Raw genomic sequence first — 22955 nt, 5'->3', positions numbered from 1 at the left:
TCCATTCAAGCTATTGCTTCACTTTCGCTTCTTGCAATTGGACATCAAAGCCCACTTCAAACATTCTTCTCCAAGGCATATGAACATTTTCTAACTGAATATCATATTGTAACTCTTTCAATTCTTTTCCTATAAAAGTGTTAAGCTTTTCGTTCACTAGTTTTGTAACATCTTGTAATTGGGAACCTAAATATCTCGGTGTTAGACCTATCGTTGGTAGTACTTCATAAGATATATGCTTTCGCACGACCGCCTGATAGCCCCAATCTTCAACTAAACGACTATAGAAAAACGCTTTACTATTTTCTTTATGCCGTGGCGGACTTGTTACCTTATCTTGTCGATAGTAGGAAGCGATAATTGCGTGACTGACGACTGTCCCCATCGTATTTCCATTTGTGTTCCACGCTGCATAAGCAATTAATTCATCTAGTAGACCTTGTTTTTTCACTAACTGCATTAAAGAAACATCCGCACCGTTACAAATGGCAACATCCGCTAACGCTACATTCTTTCCTTTTGAAATAAAGTGCTTCATCGCATGGACAAACTCACGATAATTCACTTCAGAAAAATAAGAACGATTTCTAGTTTCTATTGCAAAGCTTGATTCCGCCATTCCATCTTGACCACCGACTGCAGAAGAATGGACCATAAGGAGTACATTATTCTCTCTTTCATCGTGTACAATAACGCCACCTGCAGAAGTAATATGAGACTTTATGCTTTCTCCTAATCTTCTATCTTCATATCTCGGAATAATGAAAGGACCATTAGTAGAAGAATAACGAATCGCTATTTCCGGTGTATAGTCATGCTCCTGACAGAAAACTCTCGTAAATAAAGTACATGCAATTTCATCTGCGCCAGGATAGATATTGACACAATCCATTAAATTACCTTTTTCAACTTGATACATTAAATGACGCTGTTCCCTCGCTGTAAACCCAAACTCAGAATTATCGTCTAACGGAATAATTAAGTAATCTATCAAATTGCTGTCTACTAGTTGTACAACATTCTTTGTAACGGCGAAGTTCGTCTTCCTTCTATTAAAATAGTCTGTCAATATTTCTTGCGGTATTTCCGCTTCTATTTTCGAAAACTCCGCTGTTTCCTCTTCACTTAATTGGTTTAGTTCCTTCTTATCCGATAACCATCCTAAACGGTAAATTCTTTGTCCATATTGCTCATAGTAACTAGGCTCTTCTTCATCACTATTGTAGGCCGGTACACGCATAATTAAGTTATAAGCATAAATTTGCAAATTTGGATTTTTGTCTTTTATTTCTTTTAGAACATGTAACCTTTCCAAACATTCTTCGATCGTTAATGAATGTAAACGAGATGGCACGATTCCACCGTATAAGAGCATATCAATAGAAACGATTAAATAATCTGCATCTATCGTTTCCTCTTTCACCCACTCTAACAGTTGAGGTACATTTGCAGGAGTTTTCATGTTACCTAGCATATTTTTGTTCGGAACGATCATATCCATGTCCGTCATGTCAGCTAATGCTTTCGGATATAAATAATTACAAGGTCTTTCATCTAATGGTACGTACACAACTTTTTTCATTTTTGGCCCTCCTTCTGTTCTTCAATTAAAACTTGCCACCAATCGTATAATTCTAAATAAATGGCATCGAAAATCATGAGACCGTCACCACTATTTACACACTCTTCCACTGCTTTTTTAAATTGAAAAGCGTCACCCTCGTACTCTTGTAAAAACAAACCTGCGATCACTGGTACATTTTGAGCAGTTACTTTTTTACTTAACTCAATAGCACCTTCTACACTGCGCCACTTCTCTTTTCCTTGCTGTATAGCTTCCCCTTCAAAAACGTCGGGATAATAGCAACCTGTTATTAAAAAGTCTAAACAATCCGCGTACCCTGATTTCATATAACCCTCTTCCATCCACGGAAAAGTTACTTCATTATGTACACTAGCCCAGTTCACACCTTCTTCATAAAACTCAGGGTACCAAGAACCTACATATATTCCAAAACCGACTTGCTCGTTCTTTTCTTTTACTAACCCTTTTGCTTGATGAACAAAGTTCGTAATATTCGTCGCTCTCCACGTTAACCACTTTTTATATAAAGAGCCTGGCTGAACACCATTTTTCTTTGGGATCAGTATATCTTCTGGCCAACATTCTATTTTTTTTCCGATATATCGTTCAAAAGTATTTCTACTAAACTCACTAAAGTCTCCGTTGATGTTAGGATAGCGACAACGGTCTAACACAACAGCATGAAAGTCGTACTTTTGTACAACTTCTTCTATTAAAGAGAGCTCATATTTTTGTACTTCTGGATGAATTGGATTGACAAAAATAGAAGGTTCATGAAATTCCTCCGCTTTTGTAAAGGTCGGAGTGGAAGTTGAAGCGTCTAAATGATAATAAGTAACTTGCCATTCTTTATTTGCATGTGCTTTAGAACTAGTGTCGTTTATATTTCCTTCTGCAAAAACATCAAACTTTACAATAGCATGTAAGCCATGTTCATTAATGACATCAATCATTAATTGCACATAGTCTTTCCCTTCCCACTCTCGGAATCTTTCCCATGAACTAACGTGTGGGGCAAGGGAGCTATGATAGGTAACATACCCGTATGGAATTTTCGCATCAACGACAACGTGAGAAAAACCAGCTTCTTTTGCTTGTTGAATGTAGCTTTGCCTTTTTTCCTCTTTAATTAAATAACGGCCATTCGCTAAAAAGTCTACCCATAGCACTTTAGCGCCTACATATGTTTGATTCATCACGTTCACCTCTTTTTATTTTAGGCTGTGTTCTTAAACTTTGTTGTTATTGGAAGTTGGTTGGTTAGTTGGTTAGCTTTTAGGGGGTTCCTAACGAACTAACTGCTAACCAACCACTAAATGCTTCATTTATAAAACTCATATTATTTAAAATGCCACACTCTTTTAGAAAAGAGCCTTATTTTATGTAGAAGAGGGTGCCCTTTTAAAGGCAAAGCAACTCCAACACTACATTTCGACTTACATCTTATGTGGTGTCGGAGGGCCATGCACAAAAAATAGGACACCCGATAATTTTCACTAACAATCAGTGGGGTTAGAGTTTCACTTGATCCCGGTGTAAGCGCCCGTAAACTCCCACCTCAAAAAACTAATGAGGTTGAGCTGGGAGCTAACGGTCGCTAACACCCCGATTTGTTCAACTATCAATCAGTGGGGTTGAAGCCCCCACTGATTGAAGTTTCACTTTATTTTTCTTACTTATTTAAAAACCACTCATTTACTTGATCTGTCCACTCTTGGCCACCATCTTTGTACCATCTTTCAACAAAGACATCAAAGTCGCTAATTGGACGGTTACCAGCAATAATTGTCGCGAAGAACTCATCTTCTAACGCTCTTAATTGCCCACCGTAAGTTCCACTAGCAGGTGTTGGAGGTCCAGTATACTCAGAGAACATTGCATTTTCTGCAATTTTCGTTACGTTATCAAATAAATTAAATTCTAAACCTAAAGAATCTAAACGAATTTTAGTTGTTTCAGGATCTAACGGTTCAACAGTTGTATACATTTGGCGATATAGATGCTCATTATGCTTTTCAAAGTTTGTTTGTGCTACACCGTCTTTAATTTCCCAAACATCTCCTTCGAATCCTAAGAAGATATCTCTAAATCCATCAGAAACGATAAAGTCTAACATTTTAACAACTGCTTCTGCATTTTCACTAGTTACTGGTACAGCATTATAACCACGAACTAACGCGCTTCCGGCTGTTCCAGATTTTCCATTTGGACCAACAGGGTAATCAATAGAAACCCACTCAGCATCTGGATTGTTCTGTGTATTCGTTAAAATAGGACCACGAGTATCCCACCATGCTGCTGTAAATAGACCAGCACGGTCGTTTGCAACTTTTTCCCCTAATACTGTTAAGTTGTTGGACGGGAACTCTCTATCTAGTAAACCTTGTTGATATAAATCTGCTAAAAACGCTAACGCTTCTTTCATTTCAGGAGTAGTACTAGAGAATACTAACTTTCCATCTCTTTCTACCCACTGATTCCGTTGAATACCAAACGCACCAAGAATTGGCGAAATCCGACCTAGTTGATCCGTCATTACGAAACCAACGTTACTTTTTTGCTCTTTGAATGCTTTTAAAACTTCTACATACTCATCTAAAGTTACTGGCTTCTCAAGACCAAGTTCATCTAACCAATCTTGACGAGCGTAAACAATTTCAGATCCCGCTTCTTGAAGAATATGTGGGATTGCATAGATTTCACCATCAATTGTTACAGCTTCCCAAGCTTCTTCAGGGATTAATTTCGTTAAGTTTTTTCCATGCTCTTTAACGATATCCGTTAAAGGTGTTAATGCTTTTTGATTTACATAGTTTACGAACCAAGTAGCATCAGGACTATAAATCATATCTGGTAACTCATTACTTGCCATTAATACATTTAGACGCTCCATATACCCTTCTGCTGGAGGCACTTGAACTTTAATATCAAGTCCTGTGTTTTCTTCAATAAAATCTAAATATGGATTGTTGCTTTCATCCATTCCATTTGGGAATGCGCGTCCGTAGTTATTTACGACAATCTCGATTGAAGCATTTTCACTCGTACTACTAGAATCTTTTGAACAAGCAACAGTAGTAATTAACATGATGGCAATTAAACTTACGAGTAATAACATTTTTCTTGACATGAATGCTTTCATCTTTATAAATCCCCCTTCATGATTCTCATTTTTTAGATGATACGTTTAAAATGTGAATAAATAGTCAGGTTGGCACCATCCCATCCACCCCCTTAATTTTTCTACATTTTGGTGAAAGTTAACCTTTAACCGATCCCAACATAACACCTTTAACAAAGTATTTTTGCAGAAATGGATAAACGATTAAGATTGGTAGCGTACTAGAGATAAGCGCTGCTGCTTTTAATGATTCATTCGCTAAAAGCTGTTGTTCAAAGTTATCCCTTAAATTAATTTCAGACTGGTCAAATTGAATTAATTCTCTTAAATAAACTTGTAACGGATACAAGCTACGGTCATTAATGTAGAGCACTGCGTCAAAGAATGAATTCCAATGGAATACGGCGTGGAATAATCCGATTGTCGCAATAACTGGCATCGATAACGGAATAACGATTTTAAACAATATCCCTATGTTTGACGCCCCATCCATTTTGGCAGATTCCTCTAATTCTGCCGGAATGCTTTGGAAGAAGTTTTTCACAATAATTAAGTTAAAGGCGGAAATCATTGTTGGGATAATGTAAGCCCAAAATGAGTTTAACAAACCTGTCTCTCTAACTACTAAATACGTAGGAATCATTCCTCCACTAAATAACATCGTAAACACGACCATAAATAGAATGAGCCCACGGCCTTTAATGTATGTTTTTGATAACGGATAAGCCATTAAACATGTAAAGAAAACATTCACGAACGTTCCAACGACTGTTCTCAATACACTAATGGAAAACGCTTTTAGAAAGTGTTGATCCATTAGCACTTCTTTATACGCAAGAAAGGTTGTTTCTATTGGTAAAAATAACACTTCACCTGAGACAATTGCACGTTGACTACTTAATGATTGAGCAATAACATGGACAAAAGGAAACAAACAAATGAGTGCAAAGGCACCAAGAAACAAATAGTTAAATATAGTAAAAGCTCTTTCTCCTTTACTTTGCTTTATCGCCATTGGCAACACCCCCTTACCATAGTCCGTTTTGTCCTAATTTTTTGGCAATTTTATTCGCAAGGACAACCATAATTAGCGCGATGACTGATTTGAATAATCCAACAGCAGTCGTATAACTGAACTGTCCTTGTGTAACACCGACACGATAGACATACGTTTCAAAGACATCACCAACGTTATATACGAGTGGATTTAATAAAATAAAGACTTGTTCAAATCCAACTTCTAAAATATTACCCATTTGAAGAATGAATAAAATAACAATCGTAGGTAATAAGCTTGGCAACGTAATATGCCACGTTTGTTGCCATTTATTCGCTCCGTCTACTTTGGCTGCTTCATATAACTGTGGATCAATTCCTGCTAGAGCTGCTAAATAAAGAATTGTTCCCCAACCAACACTTTTCCATAAATCACTAGCTACTAGTACTGTTCGGAACCAACTATCATCTGCAATGAAGTAAATTGGTTCAAACCCTAGAAACTGTATGAACGTGTTTACGATCCCTGTCGAAGGGTTAAGTAAGTTAATCATAATCCCACCAACAATTACCCAGGAAAGAAAGTGTGGCATATAAATGATTGTTTGAACGGATCGTTTATATAACATGTGGCGAATCTCGTTCAACATCAACGCAACGATAATTGGGGCAGGGAATCCCCAGAATAACTTATATAAACTGATTAGCAATGTGTTGCTAAAGATACTGTAAAATTCATCTGCTTGAAACATTCGAGCAAAGTGTTTAAATCCTACCCATTCGCTGCCTGCTACTCCGGCAAATACACTGTAATCTTGGAATGCGATGACGATTCCCCACATTGGTACGTATTTGTAGATGAGGAAGAATAGGATTCCTGGAATCATTAGTAAATATAGGTCCCAGTATTTTAGGAGTGCGCTTTTTTTCTTTGGTTTGATGTCTGTTTTTATGTCTAGTTTTGGTTTGTTTGCTTCGATTGTAGTTCCATTTTGCATTATGAATTCCACCTCCTCTATTTGTCTCCATCAGTACGTTTCACTCATTGTTCTAAGCAATAGTGACTCGTTCCTAACTCAATCCACTATTTTCATCCCCACCTGATTTTATACTGCGTGGACGGTTGGCCAAGCTAGTTCTATACCTTCTTTTACAAGGTGTCTTTGGAAATCCTCTAGTATTGTTTGGTCGTTTCTAACTTGACGTGGAGTTAACTTATGTTTTAAGCAATAGGCAACTAAGTAACCACTTACTTCTCCGATGTTCCATTCGACTGGATGTAAGCGATAACATCCATTTGTTATATGAGTAACTCCTAAGTTTTTAGAAGCTGGTAGTAAGTTATTGACTCTTACCGGGATCAGGCTTCCTAACGGAATTTGGAATGGCAAGCTAGAAATATCGATAAATGAATTTCCTCCCGTACTTGGATGCAAGTCAATTCGGTATGATCCAATACCAACGGAATCATGAAATACTTCCGCTGTTTCTCTTAACGCTGCACTTATATGCTGTTCCACAACCGTAAACTCTGCTTTAATTCTTCTAGACTCGCGAATATACGGGAACATCGCTAAACCGTCATCTGTTCCAACTACATCTGGGCGTAACCGTAAACCAGGATATCCTTGTTTACCATCTAATCTCGGTGCCTCTGTTTGCATCCAATATAATAAGGAAAGACTTAGTTGTTTTGCACCTTCTAAATGCTTTTGCTTCTCTTCTTTACTAACATCAATTACAGGCCCTAACCAATAGTCATTTTGTGGCCAATTTATAAGGGATATATCACTGTCATATAAACCTTCTTTGAAATTTGCTTTATCTATTAATCTACGATATTCCCATAAAGAGAACTTATCTTTTTCTCTAAATAAACTGTATGTAATTGGCTGTAACGTTACTGGGTTTACCCCCGTCCAGTCTAGCTGTGTATTTGGCCAAAATGGAGCTTGGTAGTCTTTCCAAAATTGATAGTCTCGAGGTTTCTCAATCGTATGATTTTCTCCTTCGATGTAATCAATCGCAAAGCAATGAGTAATTGCCTGCATTTCCATCGGATTCGCATCCCCAACTAGCGCATGCGGTTCACCTGTATCCTTTTGGGACTCTGCACCTGTTACATACTCTACACCAGCTAGTGGTAGAACATCTCCACAATCGGTGCCATCTAAAAAGTATGGTGCTCTTAATACATAACTTTGTTTCGTATATACTTGTTCAACTTCTACCGCTGTAACATCATCTTTATCTGTTTCGGCAGCTTTAATTTTCGTTTCCGTTAAAATAATTACTTTTCCACTATGCACGTAAGGAGCTAACATATCATTCAATACAGCAAGTGCTGCACGAGGTTCGTGAGATATTCTACTAACGTTCGCACTACCAGGATTAAAAAATGGCTTCTCTTTTCCTAGCTCACTTAGTGGGAAGTGTTTACCATAATATGACCTAACATCATTTCTAAACTTGCGATAGCTTCTCGTACAACCGAATTGTTCGATCCAACGATGCTCATCAGGCGGTACTGCTTGGTTCGTTAATTGACCACCAATCCATTTCGTTTCTTCCGTCATAATTACTTTGTAACCAGTTTTTGCAGCAGCTAGGGCTGCAGCACACCCACCCGTGCTTCCTCCAACAATGACAACATCTGCAACCATTTCTTTTATCATTTGCTAAGCCCCCTAATATAATTTGTCGGAAACGGCTTGCGCTGTTTTTTGTAATGCTTCCCTCGACTTTTCTTTTCTTTGTAGCTCAATATATCTCGTTATCATATCTAATACGTGCATTTGAGAAATAAGAGAGGAGAACGCCCCACCGTGTAGTGGACTCTCTTTCGCTGACGTTAACAACACGACATCACCGAACTTAGTAATTGGTGATTTAATATGATTCGTAATACATATAATGTAAGCACCATTTGCTTTCGCTATTTCTATTGCATCAACAAGATCTTTCGTGCTTCCGGATGTAGATATTCCGATAACAACATCTCCCGGTTTCGCTAATGCACAATTCATTGCAATAACATGCGAATCGGAGGCAGTTTCTGCATGAAAACCTAATCGCATAAAGCTATACTGAGTTAATTGCGCAATGACACCAGAAGCCCCAACCCCAAACGTATATAACTTATTTGCTCGAATAATTTGTTGAGCGGCCTCTTCCATCACAAGTGGATTTACTAGACTTAACGTATTTTGTAACGTTTGACTGTTCTCTGCTGTTACTTTTTGAGAAAGAACGAAAACACTATCAGACTCATGAACTTCTCCATACTCTTGTTTATTCGTTTCTGTCCCATGTTGCGCAACGGCTAGTTTAAAATCTTGGTAGCCTTTATAGCCCAACTTCCTACAAAATCTTATGACGGTCGTTTCCCCAACTTCTGCATGTTCTGCCAAATCGGAAACAGACCAGTAGACAGCTTCTTTTAATTGATTTTGGACAACATCTGCTACTTTTTGTTCTGATTTTGTTAATGATTGATAAATACTTGTAATCATCACATCTGGGCTTACTTGGTAATTCACTCTACTCATGTCGTAATCATCCTTCGAAATTTATAAGTTGTCGTTTACAAATTGAATCGTTTTGTCCATATGGTCAATAATTGCCATATCATGACCAGAAAACGGAAATACTTCAATTGATTTCTCTGCTTTTATTCTGTTATATACTCCGTAAATAGGCATCGGCGGACATACAAGGTCTTTTAACCCAACTGAGATTCTTGTCTTACTAGTAATGTTTTCGCAGTTATTTAAGTTATCAAAGTACGTTAACGTCGTATAAACTGGCTCTATATATTCTGGATGACGGTGTAAAAACTTCTCTACTACTGTCAAACTGCCTTCAAACTTTTGCTTCATTGCGAGTCCAACATCACACATGTTCGGCACATCAGCAACGGTTAATTTAGGACGATTATCTAAACTAGAAACAGCTAGAGCGATGCCCCCACCCATACTAGCACCGATGATGGCAATTCTATCTTTATCTATTTCTTCTCTAGAACAAGCAAAATCAATGGCGCGAACACCGTCTACATAAACTTTTCGGTAGTAATATTCTTCTTTAATTAAAATGCCTTTCGTTACCCAAGTTCCCATTTCATCTGAGCTGTACTTCGAATAGTCTCCTGTTTTCCCTTGGCCTCTCACATCAACAGCAATGACTGCATATCCTTGAATTAACCACTTCATATAATGAGAAACAGAATTTTTATGACCTGCATATCCGTGGAAAAAAATTAAGCAAGGTAATTTCCCTTCTATTTTTTTCGGCAAAATGTAATAGGCTTGAATCGGTGTCTCATCAAATCCGTGATACGTTAATTCATAGGCTGTAATTTGCTTAATTGGGTAATCCATTTCTATAAGTTGCTCATTTAATGGCCTTTCTTTTGCTTCCTGTAACGTTTGACTCCAAAATGCATCGTGATCCGGCATTTTTGTTAACTCTGGACGATAAGCCTGTAACTGTTGAATCGTATCTTGAATATGTCTCAACATAAAAGGTCCCCCTATTGCTTTGCTTGAAGTAATTTTTCAGCTGTATCTCTCACCGCCACATAAAACTGCTTCGTAATAATTTGCGGGCGAGTAATTGCTGACCCTACCACGACAGCAAAAGCACCTAGCTCTAACGCCTTCGCGGCTTCTTCCGGTGTACTAATATTACCTTCTGCTATTACTGGAATGGTTGCTTTTTTAGCTAATTCCTCTAATAACGGAAGATCCGGAATCATTCTATCTTTCGTATATGGAGTATAGCTTGATAGAGTCGTAGATAACATATCTACGCCCGCTTTCTCTGCCGCTATCCCCTCCTCAAAAGTAGATATATCTCCCATAATGAGACAATCACTTTTGTTGCGTATGTAAGCTACTAACTCTTCTAAACTTTCCTTGTTAGGTCGTTCTTGTATCGTTGCATCTAATGCAATTACATCCACGTTTGCATCGATTAACGCGCTAATTTCTGTTTTCGTTGGGGTAATGTACACCGGACTATTACTATAATCTTGCTTAATTAAGCCAATGATCGGTAAACCTGTCGCTTCTTTAATGGCGACAATATCTACTACACTATTAGCTCGGATTGCTGCAGCTCCTCCAACTTTAGCGGCTAAAGCCATTTTTGCCATATGCTCCGAACCGAATAAGGGCTCATCCGGTAAGGCTTGGCAAGATACGATGAGTTGCCCATATATTCTCTCTAATATTTCTCTTTTTCTCATATTTGTCTCCCAACTCCCTTTTGCACAATGACTTAAACCGTTAACGTATCCTTTTTATCTTCGTCGTTCCTTACCTTAGTAAACGCTTCCACTCTATTGAACGCTTTATAGCTAATCATCATTAAAGCGTAAGCCGTTACACTACCTGCAAAAACAGGAATCAACCCTGGTAACGCTCGTAAAATGATGACAGAACTTGCGATGATGAGAATAAATGCCACCACTACTAGTGGATTCATAAACATGAGGAGAATCGTACTTTTAAAGTAGTTCCACCATTTCGTTTGATAATGTACATAAACTGGAAATAAAAATACACCTAATAGAAGATAAATAAATGTGACAACCCAGAAGAAGTAATAAAGCACTAACATGACTGCACTTGATGGGGATGAAAAATACAATATGTCTACATATAAGATCAAGCCTATAAAACCATAACTAATACCTAGTAAATTAGATTTCATAAATTCTTTCTTATACGTTAACCAAAACGTTTGGAAAACAGGAATGTCTCTATTCCCTTTCACCCATTGCCTCGTGACAGTGAACATAGCAACCGTAGATGGGAAAAGACCCAATATTCCTAAACCTAAAAGAATAAAAAATAGCCATAAAATATTTAAATATGCTAATCTCACAAACATGAGTGAAAACTTATAAAAGCCATCCATATATTGATTATCCATTGTAGTTATGACTGCCTCCTCGTTGTGTTTCGGACTCGCTCCAATTCACCAGCAAATTATGGTGGATAATTCCTCCTTAGATGGAATTTTTTTTGGAGTATATCTCCATAATATAGGCGCCTTTCACTTTTGTAAAGGCTTTCTTAAATAAAAATTCAGAATTTTTAAAAGGTCGAGGGGATTAGAAAAAACCTCGACCTTTTATTTAAAATAACGGAAGGACATGACAATCCTTAGACGGATGCACTATTCCATGTATATATTTACAGTTGCTAGTTGAACTAAATCTTTAGCTAAAGTAACCTTCAAACAATTGAAGAATTTCTTCCACATGCTCTTCATTAATATGTTTACCTGCATGTTGCTCTAACATTTTTACAAACTGTTCCAATGCTTTTATAGCGTTGTCATTCGCTTTTTCGGCCTGCCTCACTTTACCTTCTGCATAGAACCGTTCGCTCTGTTCGAAATGTTTTTGGGCTCTCGATAAATGTTGCACTAATGCTGTTTGGATTCCTTTTGGATGAACAACATATTGTTCCACTAATTCTTTCGCTGTCTCTATCACTTCAGTTACATTAACACGAGTAACGGTTACGGATTTATGATGTGTTTTCCAACCATCAACAAGAACGATTATTTCTACCTCATTCGCTCCATCCTCTAGTGAGATGGTTGCTGTAAAGTCGCCATTCGATGCAAGCACTGCCTTTTCTCCATTGATCCATACTTCTGCATTACCTGGACCAACGATTTGAACTTTTCCATTGAAATCTAGTTGTTTACTTCTCACTTCTTTACCGTCATAGTTTAACAAGCCATTTAATATAGCTGCTCTAACCTCGTCACCAACATGATAAGCATTGGCTACTAACTGTCTTTTCGTTCTAATACCTGATCCATCAAGTGCGGAAATGACAAATCCACCTTCTGGAATGATACTGTTATTATCTTGTACATTTACCCAACTCCAATTTTTCGCCTGTTGTTGGTTCACCATTTTCACCACTTTACCTGTCGCATCGACAACCGCTTCAACACCCCAAATATTCGTACCTGTGGAAGGACCAAATGCTTCCGAATAAATGTTCAAATTGTTGTCATTACGGTTAACGTTAAAGAAATCTCCTTCAATAACAGCCTCGCTATTGCGTGGATCACTTATCCCAAGATAGTAATCTTTCACATACTCGACATCGTTAATCGATGCTTTGATCACAGGGAAATTTGCTTGTGAGTAATCAAAAAGCATGAGCCCATTCGTATTTTGCAAGCCAGCCTGGAACACTTCACGTTGAACGGGTGGGTCTTGAACATTCACTAACGCCATACCCGCATAAAGAGGAATCTCCCCATTCGTCATAATGTTTCCAAGTGTAATGTATTTTTTCACTTCATTCGCTGTACGTTGGTACGTACCAATCATTAAGAAGTCTAAATTATCTGTATAACCTGTTTCGTAATACTCATCTGTATAAATACTGTCTTGCGGGAACTCTAATCTTTCATTATAGACGAAGTTTGGACTAGCCCAGTTCACTCCGTTTAAATAGTAAGACTCATACCAAGAACCAACATAGGCTGAAAGCTGAACATCTCTATTTTCTCGCACATTATATTCATCTACTAAGTCGCGCACTTCTTCTGTAAAACTTTTGATCACACTAGAACGGTACGTATACCATTCGTTAATTAACGGACCATCCACTCTCGTATTACCTTCATACGTGAAAATATCTTGTGGCCAGTTGTTTAACTGCTTTCCTCGCTCCGCTAAAAACTGTTCAAACTGTTGGCGTGAAATATCACTGAAATCAGCGAAATAATTATCATATCTTCCGCGGTCTAGTAAAACACCATCCACGTCATAGTTCTTTATCACTTCTTCAAAAGATTTCAATTGATAGTCTCGAACTTCTGGATTCGCTGGGTTTACGAAAGCAACGAGCGCTCCGTTTTTCCCGTAATGACTATCTCGTAATCTTTTTATTTCTCCTCCATCTTCATGACGATAAATTTGTTCTTCCCAATCGAGATGTTCATTTAATACACCAAACTCGTTATGAGCGATAGACCCTTCTGCGAATACGTTCATAGCTGCATGAACAGTTAATCCTAAACTGTGACTATGTTTAATAAATTCTGCTAATAAGTCTAAGTCAGGGTTTGAACCAGCACGAGATTCTGCCGTCATTTCACTAACATACGGACGGTTAGTTAAATCACTTTTCTTATAAGAAGCGAATCCTTCTACTCCTTTAACATCCAATGCAATCGCTGTAACTCCAGCATCTTTTGCTTCCACTAGCATGTTATAAATGCTCTCTGACGTTTGGAATCTCCTCGCATTTGGTCCTTGCTCTACCCAAAGGAACACTTCCTTCTCTTCCATTGTCTCTTCTTTGTAATAAACGATTAAGGATTGTACGTCATGTTCGTTGCCATTTTTAAAAATCGCAACATCAATATAGTTCGTTCCTTTCGATAAGGAATAATCGTAGCGGAAGGAACCATCTTCTGATATCGAAATTTCTTCTCCATTTACCTCCAGACGATATTGTTCTCCTTCCTCGAAGTTACGAATGGAACCTACTAACTGTGTTGTTTGCTCCGTTACTGTGTACATAAGCTCATTCGCTAAAATAACACCCGCTTGCAATCCATCACCTTTCATTAAAGCAGTTACTGGAATTACTTCGCCATTTTTTCTTAACTTAATTACGTCTCCAACTTTAAAATTCGTTGCTAGAAACTTACGAAAATCTTTCGATGCCCATGAATCGTCGTGAGCTAGTAAAACATATCCTCCGTCAGGGATAGATAACATTTGCTCCTCTTCCCAAACTGGCACGCCACCATTTATTGATGGACTAACTACTCGAACGACTTCATTTCTACTATTTACTTGCACAGCCACCCAAAGACGTTTTACTAAAACTTCAGGTGCAAACTCTGTCGTAAACAGTGAAATAAAATCTGCTTTTCCTTCAATGCTCGAATCTATATAATTAATTTCTTTTGTTGGACCTTTTGTTCCTATACTGACATCTTCTGGAGCTGCCTCCACTTCAATTAAATCGTCTTCAAAGTTAGACATCGTAGTAACAGGGAGTAAAGATAAAACTAGAAATACAGAAACTAGTAAACTAATCAACTGACGAAATTTCATTTAATTTCCCACCCTCATATCATTTTAAAATAAAGCGCTTTCAAATTTGTTCAAAGTACTTGCTCTATATCCCCCCTTCATCCTTTTAGTTATGTATTCACTGAACAGGAAACTTTAGGTGGAATCATCCTCCATTTTTGTACAAAATACTGGAATACACTTTCATTTTATACAGCCTATTCTTTATTTGTAAATAAAATTACGAAAATTACGAAAATTATAGGTAAAAAGACTTGCCTACTAGTGACCAAAGTACTACTACCCTTTCAATTGGAAACGAAATTGCCATATAAGAATTCGACTCTTTAAAAGGGTTTTTCACCGAAATATAGAATGTAACTTAAAGAGCGATAATATTTTTTGGAGGGTTGATTTTGAAAGAACAAAACGGTAGCTTAACTAAACTAGACAAAAATTTACAAATAGAAAATGTTATGACAGACGGAATTATGTGGACTTCTCCATTGTACTCACCCTATGAAATTAATGGCTTTCCTTGGTTTTCAACGGATAAAACTTATCGAAGACTTCCAATACAGCCGAACGTTAAAATTCCGGAAGCAGTCGATCACTTAGCAAATTGTACAGCTGGTGGCCAAATCCGTTTCCAGACAGATGCAACGAAATTATTACTGAGAGTAAAGATGAAAGGCAGAGCTTATATGAGTCATATGGCTGCTGTTGGTCAATGTGGATTCGATTGCTATTTCGGTACACCTGGAAATCAACAGTTTGTAAATGGAGGAATTTTTGAACTATTACAAGACGAATATGAGGTTACTATTTTTGAGAGGGAAGAAAATAATATTATCTCTATCACTTTAAACTTCCCACTTTATCAAGGAGTTGAATTAGTAGAAATCGGCATCAATCATTCTGCTAGTATAATAAAACCACTCCCATATAATAGTTCGAAAAAAGTTATTTTTTACGGAACTTCTATTACACAAGGAGGATGTGCATCTAGACCAGGTCTTGCCTATACAAATATATTAAGCCGGCGCATCAATCTGGAGTTTATGAACCTTGGTTTTTCCGGTAATGGAAAAGGTGAAGCGGAAATGGCTGAGCTTATTAGTGAAATAGAAAACCCTGCTTGCTTAGTGTTAGATTATGAACCGAACTGTGTTAGTACAGAACTATATAAGCAAACATTACCTAAGTTTATTACTACATATCGTATGGTTCACCCATATGTTCCTATTCTTGTAGTCTCCAAGTTTCCTTATGGAAAAGAAAGGTTGAATAACCAACTACAAGTAGACAGACTAGAACGTCTTGCTTTCCAAAAGGAGCTCATTGCTATTCTGCAAAAACAAGGTGATGGGAATATATTTTTTTTAGAAGGAACCGATATACTTGGGGAGTATTGGGACGATTGCACAGCAGATGGTGTACACCCTAATGATTATGGTTTTATGTTGATAGCGAATAAGATGGAGCCTATTATAAAGGAAATTTTGAATTACAGTACCAATGCGAAAGGATAAGAGTTAACACGAACACATGATATTTATTATTTTCTATATTTCCGAAATACAATTAAACAAGAGTTTGTATTTTCCTTTTTTCAATAAATTATTTTATTCTAAAATACAGGGAGCAAAACATAATACCTGCTCCCTATGTTATATAAAAATTTTTCTTTTTTATATTAAGAATTTTCTATCTACCTTCTTCTTTCGTTGTTTCATGATGTTTTTTATATTGCACTGCTATAGATTCCTTAATCTTTTATTCAACAGCACACGTTTGAAGTTCGCCATCCATATACATAATTAAAAGCTTCATCAGTTATCCGCATCAACATTTTTATATACATCTTTTTATATCATTAATCGCTTGTATATGCATTCCTTCATGAAAAGCAGTTCGAACTAGCACTTGCTCTATCGTTGTATAATGTTCCATACTAGTCGGCGGATACTCTTCTTCTAGTCGATGTGCGTAGCGCTTTTTTATGTCTTCTATTTGATTTTCTAGCATTTTTTTCAACTGTGAAAACGTAGGGGTTTCTTCCGTAAAATTTGCTGGGGTGGTTCCAAACCCGAACCATTTATTGAATGTTTTCATCTTTTCATCTTTTTCTCTCGTAACCGCTAAAACCCATAAGTATTGATCTAGATATGTATGCCCCATGTTCCACCGAATGTTATTCCTAAAGCCTTTTGGGATAATTTCTGCCATCTCTTCGGTTACGTCCTCGAGGTCGTCTAGCAAGTATTGTCGATACGTTTCTAATGACTGGAATAGCGCTACTTGTCTGTCTTTCATTTTATTGTCCCTCCTTAAATGATACGCATGGAAATCCGTAGACCGGTATTAAATAGGCTAATTTGATATTTTTTTAAAAACTATCAATCTATCTCTTTTCTTCGCAGAGCATAATTTTATTTCCTTCGCTATCCAGAACTTCAAAAAACTTAACATCCTCTGCCCCTTGTACTTTTGATTGGATGCTAACATCTTTCTGTTTCATATACTCATACGTTTCTTCAATATTTTTAGTGTCAAACATAAAAAGGTGATTGGTACTTGGCGTTAATGTGTCACGATGAATACTGTCTAAAATAAGGTTAGTTTTTCCTAACGGGATAGAATAGATAGTTTTCATATCAGGAGTTGCCGTTTTCATAAATTCTTCATCTTCCGGGAGACCTAAAATTTCTCTATACCACTGTACAGCTCGAGGCATATTTTTCACTATTACAAAAACTCCACCTATATTAAGACTGACTGGGCTATCTGTTATCATATCAATTTCCACCTACTTTAACGAAAATTTTCTCTTTAACTGACTTAATCCATAGCATTTCCAGTTAGGACGATAACCTATAATATGGAGTAGAATCTTAACTTTGATAAAGTGTTGTTATTGACATATCATTATATGATTTCCGTCAAGGTCTTTACATACAAACCATTGGGAGTTTTGCACTTCTGTAACTAGGTCTGCACCCATTTTTTTCATATATTCATAGGAGGTATTAATATTCTCCGTTTTAAACATAAACGCTGGTGCTTTGTACACTGATAATGTTTCTTTATTGCTCCACATTGGCATTTCATCCAGAATTACATCTACCCCTTCTAAAGGTAATACGAATAAGTGCCCTAATTCTTCTTTATCTGTTTCCGGTATGCCAAGCATTTTACAATACCACGTTTTTGCCTTTTTCACATCGCGCACTGGTATGAATATAGCGCCTACCTTGCTTTGAATTGGACTAGCATTTTTTACATTATCCATGAGTTTCTCCATCCTTTCTATAATGCTCTTCTCTATTATATTAGCTACCAAAACGGCGAGACCTTCATTTAAATAGAAAAATATTAAAAAAGTGTGGAAGCGGGATTGATCTGATCAATCCCCCGTCCACACCTTAATAATGCCTTCGAAGTTTGAAAAAGTTTGTGCCAAGTTCGTTTAAAGCGATTGCTGCTAAGATGATAGCGGTGCCTAACCACTGGAGTGGGGTTATTGCTTCAGATAAGATAATGCTTGCTGAGAGGATGGCGATTGGTAGTTCAATAGACGTTAATATATTGGCAATTCCACCCGCAACTAATGGTGCGCCTACTGCAAAAAATAGTGGTGGTAATACGGAGCCAAAAAACGAGACACCAGCTCCAGTCAATAATAAGTGACCCTCAAGTGGAAATATGGATGGAATGTCCTTAAAAAATACAATGAGTACTAGTATCGCTGAACCGGTAGCCATTAAAGATGTCCTTGTCCACGCATCAACCTGTACAGCAACTTTTCCACTGAAATAAATAAATCCCGCATAAGTGAATGCAGATAGAATACCGAATAAGAATCCTTTTATAGGTAGTCCTTGTATTTCTCCATTTAATATATTTGAAGCAAAAAATACCCCAATTAAAATAAATATAATGGATACAATGGTAATAGGAGCAGGTTTAACTTTGCTAAAAATCCATTCTAATAGGAAACCGATCCAAACAAATTGAAACATTAGAATGATAGATAACGAGGCCGGTAAATATTGCATAGAACCATAGTAAAAAATACTAGTTAAGCCGATAAAACACCCTGTCATCATAATTTGCGGTATGTTCTTTATACTAAGCCCTTTAAAACTAGAACCTTTTAATAGAGTAAAAGACCATAATAAAATAAAGGAACTTACCATTTGAACTATATTGATTTGTCCAAGTGAGTAGCCGTAGCTGAATCCCAATTTAGCAAAAACCGGTGTAAAACCGAAACATGCGGCACCAATTAAAACAAACAAAACACCTTTATTGATTTTCATTTACGAACACTTCCTTGATGAAAATATAGGGGGATAGATTCTTCCTCCACCATTTATAACATTTATAAAATTATATACTTCACGTCGTTTTACTTTTCTACACTGGTAAAACAATAGTCATTTTCCAAAAACTGTGTGGACACGGAACCTGTCCCTATGTCCACAAAAAGAAAATCACTTTGCTACGCATATAGCAGCAAAGTGACTTTCAAAAAACTTTAAACAGGTATCATTAGTTTCGGATTAAGTAGTCAAATGCACCTAGTGCCGCACTTGCTCCTGACCCCATTGAGATAATGATTTGTTTATACGGGGTATTTGTACAGTCTCCTGCAGCAAATACGCCTGGGATGTTCGTTGCACCATGATTGTCTACAACGATTTCACCAATTCTAGTGCGTTCAACCGTTTCCGCTAACCAGTCTGTATTAGGTACGAGACCGATTTGAACGAAAACGCCTGCTAATTCAATATGTTTAACGTCGCCTGTTTCACGCTCAACGTAAGTAATTCCGTTAACTTTATCTGTTCCCGTAATTTCTTGTGTTTGAGCATTTGTGATAACCGTAACATTTGGTAGAGAATGAAGACGATCTTGTAATACAGAGTCTGCCTTTAGCTCGGAATTAAATTCAAGAACGGTAACGTGATTCGTAATTCCTGCAAGGTCGATTGCTGCCTCAACACCAGAGTTACCACCACCGATAACCGCTACGTCTTTACCAGCAAATAAAGGACCATCACAGTGAGGACAATACGCTACACCTTTATTCTTGAATTCAGCCTCACCTGGTACTCCGACATTACGCCAGCGAGCACCTGTTGAAATGATAACACTTTTACTCTTTAGAACCGCGCCGTTTTCGAGTTCAACTTCAATTAAGTCTTTCTTCTCTAAACGTTTTGCACGTTGTAAATTCATTACATCTATGTCGTACTCTTTTACATGTTCTTCAAGACTAGCCGCAAGTTTAGGTCCTTCTGTAGCTTTTACACTAATAAAGTTTTCGATGCTTAGCGTGTCCATAATTTGACCACCAAAACGTTCTGCAACGATACCAGTTCGAATACCTTTACGTGCTGAATAGATAGCCGCACTTGCTCCAGCAGGTCCACCACCAACAACAAGTACATCGAATGGTTCTTTATTTTCAAACTCAGAAGCGTCTGGAGTGTTCCCCATTTTAGCAAGAATTTCTTCTAATGACATACGACCGCCACCGAACTCTTCTCCATTAAGGAAAACTGTTGGCACGGCCAAAATGTTTTTGCTTTCTACTTCCGCTTTAAAAGCTGCACCATCAATCATTGTATGTGAAATGTTAGGGTTCAAAACGCTCATTACGTTCAGGGCTTGAACAACATCAGGACAGTTATGACAACTTAAACTAACGTAAGATTCAAAGCGATATTCACCCTTAATGTTTTTCACTTGATCAATCACTTTTTGGTCTACTTTCGGAGCTCGTCCACTCACTTGAAGTAGAGCTAAAACTAATGAAGTAAATTCATGTCCTAGTGGTACTCCTGCAAAAGTTATACCTGTGTTTTCGCCTACACGATTTACGCTAAAGCTTGGTGTTCTCTCAAGTTCTGCTCTCTCCACTTTAATGCGGGATGACATTGTAGCTAATTCATCCACTAGAGCTAGCATGTTGCGGGAAACTTCATCATCTCCTGCGCTAACTTTTAGTAGCACATCGCCCTCCATCAACGGTAGATATTGAGCTAATTGTGCTTTTATATTTGCATCAAGCATCATGGATTACACTCCTTAAATCTTTCCAACAAGATCAAGGCTTGGAGTTAGAGTTTCAGATCCTTCTTGCCATTTAGCTGGGCAAACTTCACCTGGGTTGTTACGAACATATTGTGCAGCCTTAACTTTGTTAACTAGAGTACTTGCGTCACGACCAATACCGCCAGCATTGATTTCAACAGTTTGAATAACACCGTCTGGATCGATGATGAAAGTTCCACGATCTGCAAGACCTTCTTCTTCGTTTAAAACTTCGAAGTTACGAGAGATTTTTTGAGATGGGTCACCAATCATAACATACTCAATTTTGTTAATTGTTTCTGAATGATCATGCCATGCTTTATGTGTAAAGTGAGTGTCAGTAGATACAGAATATACTTCAACTCCAAGAGATTTTAACTCTGCATATTGATTTTGAAGATCTTCTAGCTCAGTTGGGCATACGAAAGTAAAGTCAGCTGGGTAGAAGCAGAAAATGCTCCATTGACCTTTTAAGTTTTCATCTGAAACTGTTACAAAATCACCGTTGTGGTACGCTTGTGCTGTAAATGGTAGTACTTCTTTTCCTATTAATGACATAATAAATCTTCCTCCTAATACTTTTAAATATTTAAGTATATACTGTAGAATTATTAATCAACGTTAGTATATAATAAACAGACGTTAATAATAATAATTCTAATACAACATCTATTGTTATATAAAGATAACTTCTTGTCAACCGTTAAACCTAAATGTTTTCAATTGTTTAAAATTCGTCATAATTAAATTTCTTCGTACCCGTATAGCTCCTTTTTTCCATTTCCTTCATAAAATAAGACAGCTCAACTAATAAACTTTATCAATTACTTTTCTCTTTTATCAATTGTGGACAGAGGGACAGGTCCCGCGTCCTACCAATAAATGGATATTGCGCATTTATTTTTCATCAAAACTCATCCAATTCTTAATACGTTATACTAAAAAGGACGCCTACTCTTGTATAACCTACATATACATGCATTATGCAGGAACATATTCTTTTAATTCAATACCACCCTTTACATTCTTCCGTTTTTTTCTCTTCCTTATTCTTATTATTTACCTTTTTATCAGTATTAATCTTCCATACTGCAATGGTTAGTATTTAAAGATCAAAGAATTATGTATTAAACTGGAAATGAATGCACCATCCTACTTCTTTTAACTCATAACTAAAATCAGCAAGAAGCTTTCGTTCATCATTCTTTTTTAACGTAATGCGTTGAATATGCTTTCTCTATATGGTCTAACCCTGATTTACTAAATCGAAGTGTCGGTTTGTGGCCTTTACCCCATTTTTTATAAATCGTAATGGATGGATTCCAACCTAATTGTAAGCAATGCTTATGGTATTCTTTAAGCAAATAATTTAACTGTCCTAAATTCCCCTTTACTAGCCTTTCCAAGTAATAAACTTTTCCCGTACACCAACTTTCATAATCTTCGTTTGCTAATTTTCCCATCCCTAATAACACTTCAGTAAAAGAAACATAATTATTTTTATGACATTGTGTATTTATTACTTTTTTCATTTTTGTTAACAATTGTTGTCGATTCATTATCCCCTCATCCCATCTTTATTTCATATCGTCTATATAGTTAATATCGTACATCTCACAAAACTTGATCGCGATTTCCTTTAGCCTTTGGTCTTTATATAGATACCATTGTTGCTCCACGTCTAATTTTATTATCATATCTTTAAATCTTCTAAAAGCGCCCTTGCCTTTTATGACACCGTAGAGCCTATCACGAACTTTAGGACTTTCCATACTCGAAATAAAATCCTCCATCATCTCGTATTCATTTATGTCCCATTGTGAAGGGATTACTTCGTATTTTTCATCGTTTTCTATTATATCTAATGCTTCTATATAGAGGCTTTCCCCACCTACGTTCGTTTCAGCTTCTATTTCTTCCTCTTCTATCCTCCTCAAAATACTAGTTTCAATTATTATAATTTTACCAGTTTCTCTATTAATAAAAGATTTATCATCCTCTGATTGAGTATCCATTTCCTCTACTAGTTCTCTTAGACTTATTGCATTTTTCATTTAAAACACCACCATTTTTTAAAAATTTTCTCT

The 22955-nt window shown here is 37.0% G+C and carries 20 protein-coding genes; 1 reads left to right on the top strand and 19 read right to left on the bottom strand.

The annotated features are described in order from the left end of the window. Nucleotides 1-10 precede the first annotated feature (10 nt). The 11 genes from BC6307_RS05980 to BC6307_RS05930 form a co-directional block, all read right to left on the bottom strand. Nucleotides 11-1582, bottom strand: a complete 1572-nt coding sequence (locus BC6307_RS05980) for a DUF4127 family protein (RefSeq protein ID WP_066410779.1) — start codon at nucleotides 1580-1582, stop codon at nucleotides 11-13. After that, nucleotides 1579-2781, bottom strand: a complete 1203-nt coding sequence (locus tag BC6307_RS05975) for an alpha amylase family protein (RefSeq protein ID WP_066410781.1) — start codon at nucleotides 2779-2781, stop codon at nucleotides 1579-1581. The genes BC6307_RS05980 and BC6307_RS05975 overlap by 4 nt, the downstream gene beginning before the upstream one ends. A gap of 476 nt (nucleotides 2782-3257) precedes the next feature. Beyond that, a complete protein-coding gene (locus BC6307_RS05970; RefSeq protein ID WP_066410782.1) occupies nucleotides 3258-4727 on the bottom strand; it encodes an extracellular solute-binding protein in 1470 nt (489 codons plus the stop codon). Nucleotides 4728-4845: 118 nt separating this feature from the next. Next, entirely contained in the window at nucleotides 4846-5721 is an 876-nt protein-coding gene (locus BC6307_RS05965; protein ID WP_066410784.1) for a carbohydrate ABC transporter permease, read from the bottom strand. Between the two features lie 13 nt (nucleotides 5722-5734). Further along, complete coding sequence (locus tag BC6307_RS05960) at nucleotides 5735-6700, bottom strand: ABC transporter permease (RefSeq protein WP_084380063.1); 966 nt, start codon at nucleotides 6698-6700, stop codon at nucleotides 5735-5737. Nucleotides 6701-6808: 108 nt separating this feature from the next. Next, on the bottom strand, nucleotides 6809-8377 hold the full coding sequence (locus tag BC6307_RS05955) for an FAD-dependent oxidoreductase (RefSeq protein ID WP_174522350.1): 1569 nt from the start codon (nucleotides 8375-8377) through the stop codon (nucleotides 6809-6811). Between the two features lie 12 nt (nucleotides 8378-8389). Then, complete coding sequence (locus BC6307_RS05950) at nucleotides 8390-9250, bottom strand: MurR/RpiR family transcriptional regulator (protein WP_066410789.1); 861 nt, start codon at nucleotides 9248-9250, stop codon at nucleotides 8390-8392. 21 nt (nucleotides 9251-9271) lie between these two features. Beyond that, nucleotides 9272-10222: an acetylxylan esterase gene (locus tag BC6307_RS05945; protein WP_066410791.1), complete on the bottom strand. Its 951-nt coding sequence runs from the start codon at nucleotides 10220-10222 to the stop codon at nucleotides 9272-9274. A gap of 11 nt (nucleotides 10223-10233) precedes the next feature. After that, complete coding sequence (locus BC6307_RS05940; RefSeq protein ID WP_066410793.1) at nucleotides 10234-10950, bottom strand: N-acetylmannosamine-6-phosphate 2-epimerase; 717 nt, start codon at nucleotides 10948-10950, stop codon at nucleotides 10234-10236. A gap of 32 nt (nucleotides 10951-10982) precedes the next feature. Further along, nucleotides 10983-11639, bottom strand: coding sequence for a YesL family protein (locus tag BC6307_RS05935; protein ID WP_066410795.1), 657 nt, complete (start codon nucleotides 11637-11639; stop codon nucleotides 10983-10985). 289 nt (nucleotides 11640-11928) lie between these two features. Continuing rightward, nucleotides 11929-14808, bottom strand: a complete 2880-nt coding sequence (locus BC6307_RS05930; RefSeq protein ID WP_066410797.1) for a family 10 glycosylhydrolase — start codon at nucleotides 14806-14808, stop codon at nucleotides 11929-11931. A 374-nt stretch (nucleotides 14809-15182) separates the two neighbouring features. Here BC6307_RS05930 and BC6307_RS05925 point away from each other — a divergent pair, with 374 nt between their 5' ends. Continuing rightward, nucleotides 15183-16298, top strand: a complete 1116-nt coding sequence (locus BC6307_RS05925) for an SGNH/GDSL hydrolase family protein (protein WP_235858023.1) — start codon at nucleotides 15183-15185, stop codon at nucleotides 16296-16298. Between the two features lie 322 nt (nucleotides 16299-16620). Here the strand turns inward: BC6307_RS05925 and BC6307_RS05920 are convergent, their stop codons facing one another. The 8 genes from BC6307_RS05920 to BC6307_RS05885 all read right to left on the bottom strand — a co-directional run bounded on the left by BC6307_RS05920 (nucleotide 16621) and on the right by BC6307_RS05885 (nucleotide 22922). After that, nucleotides 16621-17082, bottom strand: coding sequence for a DinB family protein (locus BC6307_RS05920; RefSeq protein ID WP_066410800.1), 462 nt, complete (start codon nucleotides 17080-17082; stop codon nucleotides 16621-16623). An 88-nt stretch (nucleotides 17083-17170) separates the two neighbouring features. Continuing rightward, complete coding sequence (locus tag BC6307_RS05915) at nucleotides 17171-17563, bottom strand: VOC family protein (RefSeq protein ID WP_066410801.1); 393 nt, start codon at nucleotides 17561-17563, stop codon at nucleotides 17171-17173. Nucleotides 17564-17680: 117 nt separating this feature from the next. Beyond that, a complete protein-coding gene (locus BC6307_RS05910; protein WP_235858024.1) occupies nucleotides 17681-18058 on the bottom strand; it encodes a VOC family protein in 378 nt (125 codons plus the stop codon). A 133-nt stretch (nucleotides 18059-18191) separates the two neighbouring features. Next, nucleotides 18192-19088: an EamA family transporter gene (locus BC6307_RS05905; RefSeq protein ID WP_066410802.1), complete on the bottom strand. Its 897-nt coding sequence runs from the start codon at nucleotides 19086-19088 to the stop codon at nucleotides 18192-18194. Between the two features lie 232 nt (nucleotides 19089-19320). Beyond that, nucleotides 19321-20850 carry an alkyl hydroperoxide reductase subunit F gene (ahpF, locus tag BC6307_RS05900; protein WP_066410803.1) on the bottom strand — a complete coding sequence of 510 codons (1530 nt, stop codon included), beginning with the start codon at nucleotides 20848-20850 and terminating at the stop codon, nucleotides 19321-19323. A gap of 12 nt (nucleotides 20851-20862) precedes the next feature. Continuing rightward, nucleotides 20863-21426 (bottom strand): alkyl hydroperoxide reductase subunit C, encoded by a 564-nt coding sequence (ahpC, locus tag BC6307_RS05895; protein WP_066410804.1) that lies wholly within the window; start codon nucleotides 21424-21426, stop codon nucleotides 20863-20865. 641 nt (nucleotides 21427-22067) lie between these two features. Then, complete coding sequence (locus BC6307_RS05890) at nucleotides 22068-22427, bottom strand: hypothetical protein (RefSeq protein ID WP_066410805.1); 360 nt, start codon at nucleotides 22425-22427, stop codon at nucleotides 22068-22070. Between the two features lie 18 nt (nucleotides 22428-22445). Then, on the bottom strand, nucleotides 22446-22922 hold the full coding sequence (locus BC6307_RS05885) for a UPF0158 family protein (protein ID WP_066410808.1): 477 nt from the start codon (nucleotides 22920-22922) through the stop codon (nucleotides 22446-22448). Nucleotides 22923-22955 lie beyond the last annotated feature (33 nt).

This window comes from Sutcliffiella cohnii (genome assembly GCF_002250055.1).
In the GTDB taxonomy this organism is placed as follows: domain Bacteria; phylum Bacillota; class Bacilli; order Bacillales; family Bacillaceae_I; genus Sutcliffiella; species Sutcliffiella cohnii.
The sequence above is the reverse complement of the archived record's forward strand: the minus strand, read 5'-3'. Positions and strand labels throughout refer to the sequence as shown.

What these genes read in the sequence shown, in the direction of transcription:
- BC6307_RS05980 (WP_066410779.1), bottom strand. Translation starts at nt 1,582, where the DNA reads ATGAAAAAAGTTGTGTACGTACCATTAGATGAAAGACCTTGTAATTAT.
- BC6307_RS05975 (WP_066410781.1), bottom strand. Translation starts at nt 2,781, where the DNA reads ATGAATCAAACATATGTAGGCGCTAAAGTGCTATGGGTAGACTTTTTA.
- BC6307_RS05970 (WP_066410782.1), bottom strand. Translation starts at nt 4,727, where the DNA reads ATGAAAGCATTCATGTCAAGAAAAATGTTATTACTCGTAAGTTTAATT.
- BC6307_RS05965 (WP_066410784.1), bottom strand. Translation starts at nt 5,721, where the DNA reads ATGGCGATAAAGCAAAGTAAAGGAGAAAGAGCTTTTACTATATTTAAC.
- BC6307_RS05960 (WP_084380063.1), bottom strand. Translation starts at nt 6,700, where the DNA reads ATGCAAAATGGAACTACAATCGAAGCAAACAAACCAAAACTAGACATA.
- BC6307_RS05955 (WP_174522350.1), bottom strand. Translation starts at nt 8,377, where the DNA reads ATGATAAAAGAAATGGTTGCAGATGTTGTCATTGTTGGAGGAAGCACG.
- BC6307_RS05950 (WP_066410789.1), bottom strand. Translation starts at nt 9,250, where the DNA reads ATGAGTAGAGTGAATTACCAAGTAAGCCCAGATGTGATGATTACAAGT.
- BC6307_RS05945 (WP_066410791.1), bottom strand. Translation starts at nt 10,222, where the DNA reads ATGTTGAGACATATTCAAGATACGATTCAACAGTTACAGGCTTATCGT.
- BC6307_RS05940 (WP_066410793.1), bottom strand. Translation starts at nt 10,950, where the DNA reads ATGAGAAAAAGAGAAATATTAGAGAGAATATATGGGCAACTCATCGTA.
- BC6307_RS05935 (WP_066410795.1), bottom strand. Translation starts at nt 11,639, where the DNA reads ATGGATAATCAATATATGGATGGCTTTTATAAGTTTTCACTCATGTTT.
- BC6307_RS05930 (WP_066410797.1), bottom strand. Translation starts at nt 14,808, where the DNA reads ATGAAATTTCGTCAGTTGATTAGTTTACTAGTTTCTGTATTTCTAGTT.
- BC6307_RS05920 (WP_066410800.1), bottom strand. Translation starts at nt 17,082, where the DNA reads ATGAAAGACAGACAAGTAGCGCTATTCCAGTCATTAGAAACGTATCGA.
- BC6307_RS05915 (WP_066410801.1), bottom strand. Translation starts at nt 17,563, where the DNA reads ATGATAACAGATAGCCCAGTCAGTCTTAATATAGGTGGAGTTTTTGTA.
- BC6307_RS05910 (WP_235858024.1), bottom strand. Translation starts at nt 18,058, where the DNA reads ATGGATAATGTAAAAAATGCTAGTCCAATTCAAAGCAAGGTAGGCGCT.
- BC6307_RS05905 (WP_066410802.1), bottom strand. Translation starts at nt 19,088, where the DNA reads ATGAAAATCAATAAAGGTGTTTTGTTTGTTTTAATTGGTGCCGCATGT.
- ahpF (WP_066410803.1), bottom strand. Translation starts at nt 20,850, where the DNA reads ATGATGCTTGATGCAAATATAAAAGCACAATTAGCTCAATATCTACCG.
- ahpC (WP_066410804.1), bottom strand. Translation starts at nt 21,426, where the DNA reads ATGTCATTAATAGGAAAAGAAGTACTACCATTTACAGCACAAGCGTAC.
- BC6307_RS05890 (WP_066410805.1), bottom strand. Translation starts at nt 22,427, where the DNA reads ATGAATCGACAACAATTGTTAACAAAAATGAAAAAAGTAATAAATACA.
- BC6307_RS05885 (WP_066410808.1), bottom strand. Translation starts at nt 22,922, where the DNA reads ATGAAAAATGCAATAAGTCTAAGAGAACTAGTAGAGGAAATGGATACT.